Source organism: Sphingobacterium sp. UBA865 (assembly GCF_002295765.1).
Lineage (GTDB): Bacteria > Bacteroidota > Bacteroidia > Sphingobacteriales > Sphingobacteriaceae > Sphingobacterium > Sphingobacterium multivorum.
Window position 1 is genome coordinate 137,203 of record NZ_DBGB01000031.1, and the last position, 13,817, is coordinate 151,019.

Below are 13,817 nucleotides of genomic sequence, written 5' to 3' on the forward strand. Positions count from 1 at the left end.
CTTTTAAAAAAATGTATTTATGATAAAAAAAGGCTGCATCTGCAGCCTTCCTTTTTTTATATTTTTTCTTGGATGAGGCTTTTTAGGTCATCATCACAAATATTTTTCTTTTCGTCGGCCAAAACCAAGAAACGTTGATAGCAATCAGCTAAATCATCTTTTTCAAGATGGAAGCCTAAACGCTCCAAATGGTGCTTAAGGGCATGTCTTCCTGAACGTGCAGTTAAGATAATATCAGCTTCAACCAAACCAACATCTTCTGGTCTGATGATCTCATAGTTCTCACGGTGTTTTAGGAAACCATCTTGGTGAATCCCCGAGCTGTGTGCGAAGGCGTTGCGACCAACGATCGCTTTATTCGGTTGTACAGGCATGTTCATCATTTCACTTACCTTGCGCGATAAGTACGTAAACATGCGGCTATCGATGTTTGATGTCAAGCTTCCAAACGACTGGTTGTGCACTTTAAGGATCATGGCTACTTCTTCAAGTGACGTGTTTCCGGCACGCTCACCGATACCGTTGATGGTACATTCCACCTGACGGGCTCCATTTTGAATCGCAGCGATAGAATTTGCTGTTGCAAGTCCCAAGTCATTGTGACAATGTGCCGAAATAATGGCCTGATCGATATTGCGTACATTCTCCTTGAGGTAATTGATTTTTGAGCCATATTGGTCTGGCAGACAATAACCGTTTGTATCGGGGATATTGACTACCGTAGCACCGGCAGCAATCACCGATTCAACCATTTTAGCTAGAAATGCCAAGTCTGCGCGACCCGCATCTTCTGCATAAAACTCGACATCTTCCACATAGGATTTGGCATGTTTTACAGCCGCGACGGCACGTTCTAAAATTTCTTCTCTTGTGCTGTTGAATTTATATTTGATATGCATGTCCGAAGAACCAATACCCGTATGGATACGTGGGCGTTTGGCATATTTTAATGCCTCGGCAGCTACGTCAATATCGTTTTGATTGGCACGGGTCAATGCACATATAATGACATCGTTTACCGCTTTAGATAATTCGACGACCGATTGAAAATCACCAGGGCTAGACACTGGGAAACCGGCTTCGATAATATCCACCCCTAGTTTTTCCAGGTCTTTAGCAATCTCAATTTTCTCTGGAGTAGTTAATTGGCAGCCTGGTACCTGTTCGCCATCACGTAAAGTGGTGTCGAAAATGTAAAGATGATTAGGATCGTGTAACATAATTTCTTAATTCAAAAGATTTACAAATTAAAAAGGGTATACTATTTAATAAACTCCAATACTTTTTCACCCATTTCCTGAGTACCTAAGATTTTTGAAGCTTCTGTGCTGCTGTTGGCAATATCACCGGTTCTCCAACCAGCTTTTAATGTTTCTGCAACAGCATTGGTAACCGCTTTAGCTTCCTCCTGTAGACCAAAGCTAATATCAAGCATCAAGGCAGCAGATAAAATTGAAGCCAATGGATTTGCTTTATTTTGACCAGCGATATCGTGTGCAGAGCCGTGGATAGGTTCGAAGAAGCCTGTGCCATCACCTACGGAAGCAGAAGCCAACATACCCATCGAGCCTGCGATCTGTGACGCTTCGTCTGTCAGGATATCACCAAAAAGATTGGCTGTCAATACCACATCGAATTTCTTTGGATTTTTCACCAATTGCATGGCCGCATTATCGATAAACATGTGCTCGGTTTCAACATCCGGATATTCTTTTGCGATTTCCTGGACAACTTCTCTCCACAGGCGGGATGTTTCCAATACATTGGCTTTATCAACAGAGCATAGTCTTTTGTTACGCGTGCGTGCTGCATCATAAGCTTTACGTGCGATACGCTCAACCTCGTAACGGTGATAATTCATCAAGTCTGAAGCAAAGGTATTATCCTCATTGCGATTTTTCTCACCAAAATAGACATCACCTGTCAGTTCACGGAAGAAAAGAATATCTGTACCTTGAAGAATTTCGGGCTTTAAACTCGAAGCATCCAATAACTCATCGAATAAAAGGATTGGACGAAGATTTGCGTAAAGACCTAGTTCTTTACGGATTTTCAACAAGCCTTGTTCAGGTCTTACCTTAGCAGAAGGATCATTATCATACTTAATATGGCCAATGGCGCCGAAAAGGATCGCATCAGAAGCTTTTGCTTTAGATAATGTCTCATCAGGAAGCGGGTTGCCTGTCGCTTCAATTGCAGTATGGCCCATGATAGCTTCATCAAAGCTGAACTCATGACCATAATTTTCACCTATTTTTTCTAAAACTTTTTTACCCCAAGTTGTTACTTCTTGGCCGATGCCATCTCCAGGTATGATTAAAATATTTTTCTTCATTGTATTTTTAATATTGAGCTATCAGAGATAGGTCTAATGAAACTTTGGAAAATAGGCCTAAAACCTATTGAGTTATCTTTATTTTTGACTTTTGATTTCCAGTGTTTTCCGATATCTTGATTCTCTTTTTATTTTTTTGTTCTTATTTTCGAATTAATTGAAGTTTTCCACAATTTTTATGTTGATAAAGTTTCTTTTTTGTGGATAACTTCGGATATAGCCTTTACTTCTCCCTTTTCCAACACGATTTTATTGTCAATGCACGTTGGTAGCTGGGTTTGGAAGTGACCTACATAAATGAGCGTCTGGCCACTTTTACTGAGGTCATCGATGACGTCGTTGAAATACTGGGTCTGCTCTTTATCTAAGCCCTGACAAGGTTCGTCCAAAATCAGCAATTCTGGATGTTTCACGATCGTGCGGGCCAATAGGACCAAACGTTGTTGACCTAAAGGCAATGATCCCAATGTTTTGTGTTTAACCTCTTTGAGGTCAAAAAAATGGAGAATTTGCTCGAGCTTTTGCTGTTGTTCAAATCCTAAGCGTTGGTATAGGCTCATGGAGTCAAAAAATCCAGAAGCAATCGTCTGCCCAACGTTGGCATTCATATCATAGTACCAATGTAATTCCGGAGATATAATACCCAAATGTTCTTTGATATCCCAAATACTTTCTCCAGATCCTCTTTTTTTGCCAAAAAGATGGATGTCATTGGCGTAAGCCTGTGGATGATCGCCGTTGATGAGACTAAGCAAAGTTGATTTTCCTGAACCATTATGCCCTTGTAGCAACCATTTTTCACCGGCTTTTACTTCCCAGTCAATATTCTTTAAGACTTGTTTTTCGCCGTATGAAATATTGATTTTGTTCATTTTTACCATGACCTGGGCAGATACCTGAGGTGCCTGTTGTAGAAAATAAGGCAGCGCCTTTCTTATTCGGGGCAAGCCTTTGGATAGCTCTTCACTCCGTTGGCGAATCCTGATTTTACCTTCCTGAATTTCCGCAAAACGATTGATACAATCCGGTTGTTCGTCATCATTACTGATCAACAACAAGGTGACCCCTTTATCCGCAAGCTGATCGAAAATCTGATTGAGATCTTTTCTGGACTGTGCATCCAGTCCTGTATAAGGCTGGTCGATAATGAGCACCTGAGGTTGAAGCCACAAGGCCTTGATCAATTGCAGTCTTTTGTGTTCGCCACTCGAAAGTTCAATCAACTGCTGATCTTTGAAATTCTCGAATCCAAAAATGTTCAGGTAAGAACGTACGTTTTCAAAAGAAAGCTGTTCTTCTTTTGCAAAATGTTTCAACTCGGCAAAAACCGTTAATGTATCGTTTTTTGCAAATTTATTGTAGCGCTGTTGGTAATAGAAATTGCGATCGCCTTCAAGATTGGTAAACTGAAACCAATTGGAAACGTAATGAATTTTTGCCGGCAATAGGCTCGTTGGGTCAAGATGGAATGTAATCTGGCCTTCATACTTCAATTGCCCGGCAATCGCTTTTGCCAGCGTGGTTTTTCCTGTACCGCTCGGACCGCCTAAGATCCATTGCTCGCCAGGAAAAATTTGCCAATTTAAGTCTTGCAGTACGGTATCTTTACCGTACTGAATGGTTAAATTGGCAATATGGACGACAGGATCTACCATTGTCTGTTTGCTTCAAATGCTTCGATTGAATCTTTTTGGTTAAGGATAAAATCAATGTCATCATAGCCATTGATCAAACATGATTTTTTGTATGGATTGATTTCAAACTCAAATTGATCACCTGTCTCTGTCAACATGACTGTCTGTTTTTCAAGATCAACAATAATCGCCGTTGACGGATTTTGGTGCACCAATTCGAAAATTTTCGCCAAAAACTCTTCGGGTACCTGAATCGGTAATACACCATTGTTAAGGGCATTTCCTTTGAATATATCGGCAAAGAATGAGCTGATAACCACATCAAAACCATAGTCTTGAATAGCCCAAGCGGCATGTTCGCGGCTTGAACCACAACCAAAGTTTTTACCGGCAACCAATATTTTTCCCGTATAGGTCGGGTTGTTCAACACAAAATCAGTTTTAGGCTGATTGTCTGTGTCAAAACGCCAGTCGCGGAATAAATTATCACCAAAACCTTCACGCGTGGTCGCTTTTAGAAAGCGTGCGGGAATAATTTGATCAGTATCAATATTTTCGATAGGTAGTGGGACTACCTGTGACGTTAAAGTTTCAAATTTTTTCATTTTTTTCTGCTTAGATCAACTCTCTTACATCTGTTACTTTACCTGTTACTGCCGCAGCTGCTGCTGTCAAAGGAGATACCAGCATGGTGCGGGCATTCGGTCCCTGACGGCCTTCGAAATTTCTATTTGAAGTCGAAACACAATATTTACCAGCAGGGATTTTATCTTCGTTCATCCCTAAACATGCCGAACATCCTGGTTCACGTAGCTGGAATCCTGCCGCTTCAAATATTTTATCCAAGCCTTCTTCTTTCGCTTGTTTTTCTACTTGTTTTGAGCCCGGTACAATCCATACTTCAACGTCTTGTGCTTTTTGCTTGCCTTTAACGAATGAAGCTACTTCACGTAAATCTTCAATACGGGAATTGGTACAACTTCCGATAAACACATAATCAACACGGTTGCCTAAGACTGTTGAATCATCTTTAAAACCCATGTAATCCAATGCTTTTTGGTACGATGGCCGTTCTGATTCTGGTTGTGCGTTAGTTGCTGGAATATGTTCCGCGATACCCATACCCATGCCTGGGTTGGTGCCATAAGTAATCATTGGTGCAATATCTGCAGCATCAAAAGTCAACACTTTATCAAAGATGGAATCTTCGTCAGAATATAATGTTTTCCAGTATGCTAGGGCTTGATCCCATTCCTCACCTTTCGGTGCGAATTCACGGCCTTCTACGTAGTCGAAAGTGATCTGATCTGGAGCAATTAAGCCTCCACGTGCACCCATTTCTATACTCATATTACAAATGGTCATACGTGCTTCCATGCTTAAAGAACGGATTGCTGAACCAGCATATTCAATAAAGTAACCTGTACCGCCCGCAGCAGAGATTTTAGAGATGATATATAGGATGATATCTTTTGCTCCAACACCTTTTTGAAGGGTACCGTTGACTTCAATTTTCATTGTTTTTGGCTTCGACTGCAACAAACATTGTGTTGCGAAGACCTGTTCAACCTGAGAGGTTCCAATACCAAAAGCAATAGCTCCAAAAGCACCATGTGTTGAGGTATGACTATCGCCACAGACCATCGTTTTACCTGGTAGGGTGATACCCAGCTCCGGACCAATAACGTGTACAATCCCTTGGTATGGATGTCCTAAACCATATAATTCAATACCAAATTCAGCACAATTTTTGGTGAGCATATCAACTTGATAACGGGATAGCTCTTCTTTGATCGGTAAATGTTGATTGAGTGTCGGTACGTTGTGGTCGGCAGTAGCTACCGTTTGCTTTGGACGAAAAACTGGGATTCCTCTTTTACGCAAGCCATCGAAAGCTTGAGGTGAAGTAACTTCATGAATCAAGTGGGTGTCGATATATATAATATCCGGAAACCCTTCTTCACGCTTGACGACGTGCGCATCCCAAATCTTTTCTACTAATGTTTTTGACATTTTTTAATCTCTCTTATGTTATTTTTATATGAACCAAGGTGATATTGCAAATGTCTCAATATCACCTTGATTTCGATATACTAAATTACGAAATATTCATGATTTTTGGAGCATGTATAATTTCGTATGGACTTTTAAACAGTTTTGATTGCTTTCATTGCAGTCATCGCTTTGCGCAATTTGCGACCGACGATTTCTACAGGGTGATCGCGTAGAATTTCATTGATGACAACTAATTGTGCGTTATCAACTGCAGCATCTCTACCTTCATTGAAGTTTTTACCTACGAGATCAGTATCAACAGTTTTCATGAAGTCGGCCAACAAAGGTTTACAAGCTTGGTCGAATAGGTAACAACCGTATTCTGCTGTATCAGAGATAACACGGTTCATTTCGAACAATTTCTTGCGAGCGATTGTGTTAGCGATCAATGGTGTTTCGTGCAATGATTCATAATATGCTGATTCTGGTTTGATACCTGCTTCAACCATTGTTTCAAATGCCAATTCAACACCTGCACGGATGAAAGCAACCATCAGTGTATAGTTGTCGAAGTATTCTTGTTCGTTGATTTTAACATCACCAGCAGGTGTTTTTTCGAACGCAGTTTCACCTGTTTCAGCTCTCCATTTCAATAAATTCGCATCACCATTTGCCCAGTCTTCCATCATGGTCTTGCTAAAGTGACCTGACATGATATCATCTTGGTGTTTTTGGAATAAAGGACGCATAATATCCTTCAATTCTTCAGAGATCTCAAAGGCTTTTACTTTTGCTGGATTGCTCAAACGGTCCATCATTCCGCTCACACCACCATGTTTCAAGGCTTCCGTGATTACTTCTACACCGTACTGTACCAATTTTGATGCGTAACCAGCTTCGATACCTTTCTCGATCATTTTGTCGAAAGATAAGATCGAACCTGTTTGCAACAATCCACAAAGAATCGTTTGCTCACCCATTAAATCTGATTTTACCTCGGCTACGAATGAAGATTTCAATACACCGGCTTTATGTCCACCTGTTCCTACGCAGTATGCTTTTGCTTCAGCCCAGCCTTTTCCTTGCGGATCATTCTCTGGGTGAACAGCGATTAAGGTAGGAACACCAAAACCACGAAGGTACTCTGCACGAACCTCAGAACCTGGACATTTTGGAGCAACCATGATGACAGTAATATCTTTACGGATTTGCATACCTTCTTCAACGATGTTGAAACCGTGTGAATACGATAATGTAGCGCCTTCTTTCATCAACGGCATGACAGCGTTGATTACTGACGTATGTTGTTTATCTGGAGTCAAGTTGATAACTAAATCCGCAGATGGGATCAATTCCTCGTAAGTGCCTACGTTAAAGTTGTTGTCCGTAGCGTTTTTCCAAGAATCTCTTTTTTGTTCAATAGCTTCTTTACGCAAAGCATAAGAAACGTCCAGTCCGCTATCTCTTAGGTTTAAACCTTGGTTCAAGCCTTGCGCACCACATCCTACGATTACGATTTTTTTACCTTTTAAAGCATTTACACCATCTGTGAATTCAGTGTTGTCCATGAATTCAGCGTGACTTAATTGTTCTAACTGCTCTCTAAGCGGTAAGGTGTTGAAATAATTTGCCATTGTTTTACTTTCTTTCTGTTATGGGTTGTTGATTATTTATTTTAATTATTGTACTAATCTGCGTTGCGCCATGGCGTAACCGAAATGAACGTTATCGTGACCTGATGTCAGGGCAATAACTTCTTCGATGGTATCCATTGGATAGCCATAGGTTGCTGTTGAGAAGGAGGTGATTTCTCCGAAAACACCGTGTTCATAGTCAGCAGCAATTTGCTCAATACTGCGGATTGCAATTTCTTTCAATTCATCAACCTCTGCTTGTTCAACAAAGCGGGTTGGCTTGGTGTCTTTTTTATAGTCTTCATTATATTTTACCCAGGTCGTGTCGGCTTTAATACCTGTACGGACATAAACTAAGGTCTGTGTACTGACGACAATGTGGGCAAAATTCCAGATGATATTGTTGTTAAATCCCGTGGGAATTTTGTTAAGCTGTTCAATGGAAAGACCGTCAAGTAATTCAATGAATTTTTGACGTGACTTTAAGATAAATTTAAATGTCTCTTGCATAATACTTTTAAAGCTTACATTGTAAATACATCATCTCTTTTGTCGAGATACTCGTTCTCTACAATTTCTATCGATGGTTCCTTGGCTTCAAACTGAACCAATTTGGAGTGGAAACCTGCGCTATCTTTAATGATGGCGATACGTGCGCCACGGACAAATTCGATCAAACCATATTTGGTCAATTCTTCTGTCAACTTATCGATCTCCTCACGGTGACCTGCAGTTTCAAAGACGATATAGTCGTTGCGGATCACAACAACATTGGCACCATATTGACGCAATAAACGTTCTACGTATACCTTTTCATTCACAACATCCGCAGGCACTTTATAGAGCGCCTGTTCTTGCCAGATCACTTCATCATTGGTATTGTAATAGGCCTTGAGGATATCAATCTGTTTTTCCAGTTGACGACAAAGCTTACGCAGAACATCTTCAGCCTCCGTGATGACGATGGTAAAACGATGTATCCCTTCTACTTCAGAAGGGGAAGTATTCAAGCTTTCAATATTGATTTTTCTTCTTGAAAAAATGGTTGAGATTCGACCGATAAGACCGATTGAATTCTCTGTATATAGGGTGATGGTATATTCTTGTTTTTCCATGTCAAATTCTACTTTAAACGTATCTCAGATACCGATGTTCCTTGTGCAACCATTGGAAATACATTGTTTTCCTTACCTACCATCACTTCCAATAGATATGCTCCGTCGTGATCAATCATGGTTTTCAGTGCATTACGTAAGTCTTTACGTTCCGAAATCTTCTGACCGTCGATGTAATAGCCTTTCGCAACAGCAACAAAGTCAGGACTCGTGATATTCACGAACGAATAACGTTTGTCATGAAACAATTGCTGCCACTGGCGTACCATGCCCAAGAACTCATTGTTGAGGATCATGATTTTGACTTTTGCACCAAATTGCATAATTGTTCCCAGCTCCTGGATCGTCATTTGTATACCACCATCACCGATGATTGCTACGACAGTTTTCTCTGGCGCGCCATACCAGGCACCGATTGCTGCCGGAAGACCAAAACCCATCGTTCCTAAACCCCCGGAGGTTACATTCGATTTGCTGTTGTTGAACTTAGCATAGCGACAAGTGACCATTTGATGTTGACCGACGTCCGTTGTAATGATCGCATCACCGCCTGTCAATTCATTCAACACATGGATGACCTCACCCATGGTCATAATATCGGTTTGTGGGTGAAGTTCGTTTTGGATGACTTCCTTGATTTCTTCTTTTTCAAGTTCACGGAATTGTTCCAACCAAGCGGAGTGATCTGCGGCATTTACCAATTTCGTCAGCATGGGAAGTGATTCCTTACAATCGCCCCATACAGGTACGGTTGTTTGTACGTTTTTGTCAATCTCTGCGGGATCTATATCCAAATGGATTACTTTTGCCTGTTTGGCATATTTGTCCAAACGACCTGTCACACGGTCATCGAAACGCATGCCGATGGCTATTAAAACATCACATTCATTGGTCATGACATTTGGCGCATAGTTGCCATGCATACCTAGCATCCCGACGTGAAGTTTATGATCCGTTGGAAGTGCACTTAACCCCATGACAGTCGATGCCGAAGGAATGCCAGTTTTCTCGATAAAAGCTTTGAATTCTTCCTCTGCTTTTCCAAGAATGATGCCTTGTCCAAAAAGAACAAATGGTTTTTTTGCATCGTTGATTAACGCTGCAGCTTGCTCAACATATTCTTTACGAACTTGTGGTGCAGGTCTGTAACTGCGTACATGGCTGCATTTTTCGTAACCGAAGTAATCGAACAATTGTAGCTGTGCATTTTTGGTAATATCGATCAATACCGGTCCTGGACGACCTGTGCTGGCAATATAAAATGCTTTTGCGAGTGCGGCTGGAATTTCAGTTGCGTCGGTGACTTGGTAGTTCCATTTGGTGACAGGTGCCGTGATATTGATGACATCTGTTTCCTGAAAAGCATCCGTTCCCAAAAGTGAAGCAAAGACCTGGCCTGTGACACAGACGATAGGGTTACTATCGATCATGGCATCAGCCAGTCCAGTAACTAGGTTTGTTGCTCCAGGGCCACTTGTCGCAAAGACGACGCCTGTACGACCTGAAGTTCTTGCATAACCTTGCGCCGCGTGGATTCCACCTTGTTCATGGCGCACTAAAATATGCTTCAGACGATCCGTATAATCATAAAGGGCATCATAGATCGGCATAATTGCGCCTCCAGGATAACCAAATACGGTATCAACTCCTTCGCTCAATAAGGCCTCCAATACAGCTTTCGATCCCGAAATTTGTGTCGGAGTTTGCTGCTCTGTAGCGGCCTTATTTTCTGTTATTTCCAGTGTACTCATTACGTTGATTTTTTTATTGTTGATTATTCAGTCTTTTAGTATTTAGATATTAGATCTGAGACATTAAGCGTCGATTGTTTAGGTCTGTATTTGCTTAATGTCTCTGTTTTTTATTTTCTACTGATCCGTTACACAGCCTTCTGATGCATCGGCAACAGTTTTAGCGTATTTGTATAAAACTCCTTTGCTAACTTTTAACGCTGGTTGTACCCAAGCGGCACGGCGTTGCGCAATCTCTTCATCGGAAAGCAGCACATTGATGCTGTTATTTACCGCATCGATCTCGATAATGTCATCATCATTTACAAGACCGATCAATCCGCCTTTGTAAGATTCTGGTGTGATATGTCCGACGACAAAACCATGTGTACCACCCGAGAAACGGCCATCGGTGATTAAAGCAACAGATTTACCAAGGCCAGCACCAATAATCAAGGAGGTTGGTTTAAGCATTTCAGGCATGCCTGGCGCTCCAACAGGACCTTCATTTTTGATCACCACTACATCTCCTGGTTTGATTCTACCAGATGCGATGCCCGCTACTAAATCATGCTCTCCATCGAATACGCGTGCAGGACCAGTGAATTTTTCACCTTCTTTGCCGGAGATCTTAGCAACAGAACCTTTCTCTGCTAAGTTCCCGTAAAGAATTTGTAAGTGTCCTGTAGCTTTGATTGGATCGCTCAAGGGTTTGATAATCGGTTGATCATATTCCATGATTGATTTAACATCCGCCAAGTTCTCAGCGACCGTTTTTCCTGTTACCGTGATACAGTCACCATGCAATAAACCTTCATTTAAAAGATATTTCATGACAGCAGGTGTTCCGCCAAATTGCTGAAGATCTTGCATCAAGTATTTACCCGACGGTTTAAAGTCAGCTAATACAGGGGTTTCATCACTCATGCGTTGGAAGTCGTCTTGCGTGATGTCTACGCCTACGGCTTTGCCTATTGCAATAAAGTGAAGTACAGCATTGGTACTCCCACCCAAGATAACAATGGTACGTAGCGCGTTCTCAAATGCTTTACGTGTCATGATATCAGAGGGTTTAATATCTTTCTCAAGCAGCGTGCGGATATGTCGACCTGCTTCTAAACATTCATTTTTCTTTTCTTCCGAGATCGCCGGATTGGAAGATGAGTAGGGTAAACTCATTCCCAAGGCTTCAATTGCCGAAGCCATGGTATTTGCGGTATACATTCCGCCACAAGCACCAGCACCAGGGCAGGTATGTTTGATAATGCCTTCATAGTCTTCATCGGAAAGATTTCCGCAGATGCGTTGTCCCAATGCTTCAAATGCAGACACAATGTTTAATTCTTCACCTTTATAGTGTCCTGGAGCGATGGTACCGCCATATACCATTAGAGAAGGACGGTCCAAACGGGCCATGGCCATAATAGCACCAGGCATGTTTTTGTCACAGCCAGGAATAGAGATCAAGCCATCATAATATTGTCCGCCACAGATCGTTTCGATACTATCAGCGATCACATCACGGCTTACCAACGAATAACGCATTCCATCGGTACCATTGCTCATACCGTCACTGACGCCAATAGTTCCAAAGGTCAAACCCACTAACTCATTGTTCCAAACGCCCTTCTTGACGATTTGTGCCAAATCATTTAAGTGCATATTACACGTATTACCATCATATCCCATGCTGGCAATACCGACCTGTGCTTTGTCCATGTCGGCATCTGTAAGACCGATACCATAAAGCATTGCTTTTGCAGCAGGTTGCGTTTCGTCTTGTGTAAATGTACGGCTGTATTTGTTCATTGTGTTTTCGCCGTTAGATGATGACTTCATAATTTTCGTTCTCTAATACTAAATTTTTATATCTTCTTTGGATTGATGCACCTATGCTGTGTTCCCAGGCTTCTTTGTAGATGACATCATCGACTTGTTTGATTCCGATAATTTCTGCCGCAGTTCCACATAAGAAAGCGCTGTCAGCAGTGTAAATATCCTCTACCGTCAATTGCTTTTCAATGACTTCGAAGTTTAATTTTTTACAAATGTTTTTTACCGTCTGGCGTGTAATGCCCGGAAAGATATTCTTCGCTGGCGGCGTATAGATTTTGAAATCCTTTTCGATGAAAATATTTTCACTGGATGCTTGGGCAACGTAGCCTTCGTGGTCGAGCATTAAAGCTTCGTCGTAGCCTTTCCTGATGGCTTCTGTTGTCGCAAGAATGGAGTTAACATACTGCCCAGAGATCTTCGAGTCAATTTTAAAGGATTTTGGATTGGGTCTTTTGATATCAGAGATACATACCTTTAATAGGTTTTGACCAAGATATGGACCCCATTCCCATGCTGCCATCATGAGGGTTGCTTCGGTTGATGAGGTGAGATGCATATTTGAACCAGTCAATACCAAAGGACGTATATAAGCTTCTCTTAGGTTGTTGTTGGCCAAGAGCTCATAACAGATGTCGATCAGCTCTCGGTTGCTCCAGCGATAGGGGATATTAACGGCTCCACATGATCTCTTTAAGCGATCGAAATGCTTGTCAGCTTTAAAGATACGTGGTCCATTGTGGGTGTTATACGCACGTAAACCATCGAACACCGCATACCCATAATGCAATGACTGTGCAAAGGGATCCAATGCAGCCTCGGAAGCTTTTACAAAAGCTCCATCTAAATAGATCAATGTGTTTTTATCGTAATATTTCATAACCCAAAATTTACCTGATGATAGTAGTTCCCTTTGTTGTAATATTGGTGGTAAATCATGCTATCTCGAGCTTCTATAAAAACTTTCGATTTTCATTTCCTCAAGGTAGCAGGAATTACAATAATTGGCAATAGGTAAAGTGCTAATTTTGTATTTAGAATAAAATTTCATTAGGTGTGTTTTTATGAAATTTTATTTTTTAATAATGCCTTTTATTCGGTTTTATATTTTGTTAGTCGCATACCATATTTAAAATTGGTCTACACGGTTGAAAAATTATTTTTTGTTACAATGGTTGATTTTCTTCCTAAAATGAAGAAAATGTCAAAAAAACTTTAAAAAAAAAGCTTCCGATATTTCTATCGGAAGCTTTTTAGATTTTATAAAATCGATTTGATTTAATCTCCGATAATTCCTTCAGCAAGCACGGTAATGACATTGTTTTTTGCTTCCACAACACCACCTTTAATGAACACTTCCTGTTCACCTTTACCTTGTTGAATAATTACTTTTCCATCTTCCAAAGTAGAAACGATGGCAGCATGGTCTTTCAAAATTTGAAAAGAACCCGCAGTGCCCGGTACAGTAACGGATGTTACTTCGCCTTCGAATGCTAATTTGTCTGGAGTGATAATTGTTAACTTCATTATTCTTAGATATA

At 41.0% G+C, this 13,817-nt stretch carries 12 protein-coding genes; all 12 read right to left on the reverse strand.

The window, feature by feature from the left end; genetic code table 11:
- Positions 1-56 precede the first annotated feature (56 nt).
- Positions 57-1,220 (reverse strand): 2-isopropylmalate synthase, encoded by a 1,164-nt coding sequence (locus B2O97_RS16600; protein ID WP_083296124.1) that lies wholly within the window; start codon positions 1,218-1,220, stop codon positions 57-59.
- A 41-nt stretch (positions 1,221-1,261) separates the two neighbouring features.
- Complete coding sequence (gene leuB / locus B2O97_RS16605) at positions 1,262-2,335, reverse strand: 3-isopropylmalate dehydrogenase (RefSeq protein WP_115046524.1); 1,074 nt, start codon at positions 2,333-2,335, stop codon at positions 1,262-1,264.
- 176 nt (positions 2,336-2,511) lie between these two features.
- Entirely contained in the window at positions 2,512-3,990 is a 1,479-nt protein-coding gene (locus B2O97_RS16610) for an ATP-binding cassette domain-containing protein (RefSeq protein ID WP_070570166.1), read from the reverse strand.
- A complete protein-coding gene (gene leuD / locus B2O97_RS16615; protein ID WP_070570164.1) occupies positions 3,984-4,574 on the reverse strand; it encodes a 3-isopropylmalate dehydratase small subunit in 591 nt (196 codons plus the stop codon). The genes B2O97_RS16610 and leuD overlap by 7 nt, the downstream gene beginning before the upstream one ends.
- Before the next feature lie 10 nt (positions 4,575-4,584).
- The gene (gene leuC / locus B2O97_RS16620; RefSeq protein ID WP_070570162.1) at positions 4,585-5,982 is read right to left on the reverse strand and encodes a 3-isopropylmalate dehydratase large subunit; all 1,398 of its coding nucleotides are present in this window, start codon (positions 5,980-5,982) and stop codon (positions 4,585-4,587) included.
- Positions 5,983-6,116: 134 nt separating this feature from the next.
- Positions 6,117-7,598, reverse strand: a complete 1,482-nt coding sequence (gene ilvC, locus B2O97_RS16625; protein ID WP_075994367.1) for a ketol-acid reductoisomerase — start codon at positions 7,596-7,598, stop codon at positions 6,117-6,119.
- Between the two features lie 45 nt (positions 7,599-7,643).
- Positions 7,644-8,108 carry a DinB family protein gene (locus B2O97_RS16630; protein ID WP_236560296.1) on the reverse strand — a complete coding sequence of 155 codons (465 nt, stop codon included), beginning with the start codon at positions 8,106-8,108 and terminating at the stop codon, positions 7,644-7,646.
- Between the two features lie 14 nt (positions 8,109-8,122).
- The gene (ilvN, locus tag B2O97_RS16635) at positions 8,123-8,713 is read right to left on the reverse strand and encodes an acetolactate synthase small subunit (protein ID WP_070570155.1); all 591 of its coding nucleotides are present in this window, start codon (positions 8,711-8,713) and stop codon (positions 8,123-8,125) included.
- 8 nt (positions 8,714-8,721) lie between these two features.
- Positions 8,722-10,464: a biosynthetic-type acetolactate synthase large subunit gene (ilvB, locus tag B2O97_RS16640; RefSeq protein WP_115046528.1), complete on the reverse strand. Its 1,743-nt coding sequence runs from the start codon at positions 10,462-10,464 to the stop codon at positions 8,722-8,724.
- Positions 10,465-10,581: 117 nt separating this feature from the next.
- Positions 10,582-12,282 carry a dihydroxy-acid dehydratase gene (gene ilvD, locus B2O97_RS16645; RefSeq protein WP_070570151.1) on the reverse strand — a complete coding sequence of 567 codons (1,701 nt, stop codon included), beginning with the start codon at positions 12,280-12,282 and terminating at the stop codon, positions 10,582-10,584.
- Positions 12,266-13,156 carry a branched-chain amino acid transaminase gene (locus B2O97_RS16650; RefSeq protein ID WP_070570150.1) on the reverse strand — a complete coding sequence of 297 codons (891 nt, stop codon included), beginning with the start codon at positions 13,154-13,156 and terminating at the stop codon, positions 12,266-12,268. The genes ilvD and B2O97_RS16650 overlap by 17 nt, the downstream gene beginning before the upstream one ends.
- Positions 13,157-13,554: 398 nt before the next feature.
- Complete coding sequence (atpC, locus tag B2O97_RS16655; protein ID WP_070570148.1) at positions 13,555-13,803, reverse strand: ATP synthase F1 subunit epsilon; 249 nt, start codon at positions 13,801-13,803, stop codon at positions 13,555-13,557.
- Positions 13,804-13,817: the final 14 nt, after the last annotated feature.

Bases quoted from the DNA above. Each gene is read 5' to 3' on its own strand.
- leuC (WP_070570162.1), bottom strand. From the start codon at position 5,982: ATGTCAAAAACATTAGTAGAAAAGATTTGGGATGCGCACGTCGTCAAG.
- B2O97_RS16630 (WP_236560296.1), bottom strand. From the start codon at position 8,108: ATGCAAGAGACATTTAAATTTATCTTAAAGTCACGTCAAAAATTCATT.
- ilvD (WP_070570151.1), bottom strand. From the start codon at position 12,282: ATGAAGTCATCATCTAACGGCGAAAACACAATGAACAAATACAGCCGT.
- ilvN (WP_070570155.1), bottom strand. From the start codon at position 8,713: ATGGAAAAACAAGAATATACCATCACCCTATATACAGAGAATTCAATC.
- atpC (WP_070570148.1), bottom strand. From the start codon at position 13,803: ATGAAGTTAACAATTATCACTCCAGACAAATTAGCATTCGAAGGCGAA.
- leuB (WP_115046524.1), bottom strand. From the start codon at position 2,335: ATGAAGAAAAATATTTTAATCATACCTGGAGATGGCATCGGCCAAGAA.
- B2O97_RS16650 (WP_070570150.1), bottom strand. From the start codon at position 13,156: ATGAAATATTACGATAAAAACACATTGATCTATTTAGATGGAGCTTTT.
- ilvB (WP_115046528.1), bottom strand. From the start codon at position 10,464: ATGAGTACACTGGAAATAACAGAAAATAAGGCCGCTACAGAGCAGCAA.
- leuD (WP_070570164.1), bottom strand. From the start codon at position 4,574: ATGAAAAAATTTGAAACTTTAACGTCACAGGTAGTCCCACTACCTATC.
- B2O97_RS16610 (WP_070570166.1), bottom strand. From the start codon at position 3,990: ATGGTAGATCCTGTCGTCCATATTGCCAATTTAACCATTCAGTACGGT.
- ilvC (WP_075994367.1), bottom strand. From the start codon at position 7,598: ATGGCAAATTATTTCAACACCTTACCGCTTAGAGAGCAGTTAGAACAA.
- B2O97_RS16600 (WP_083296124.1), bottom strand. From the start codon at position 1,220: ATGTTACACGATCCTAATCATCTTTACATTTTCGACACCACTTTACGT.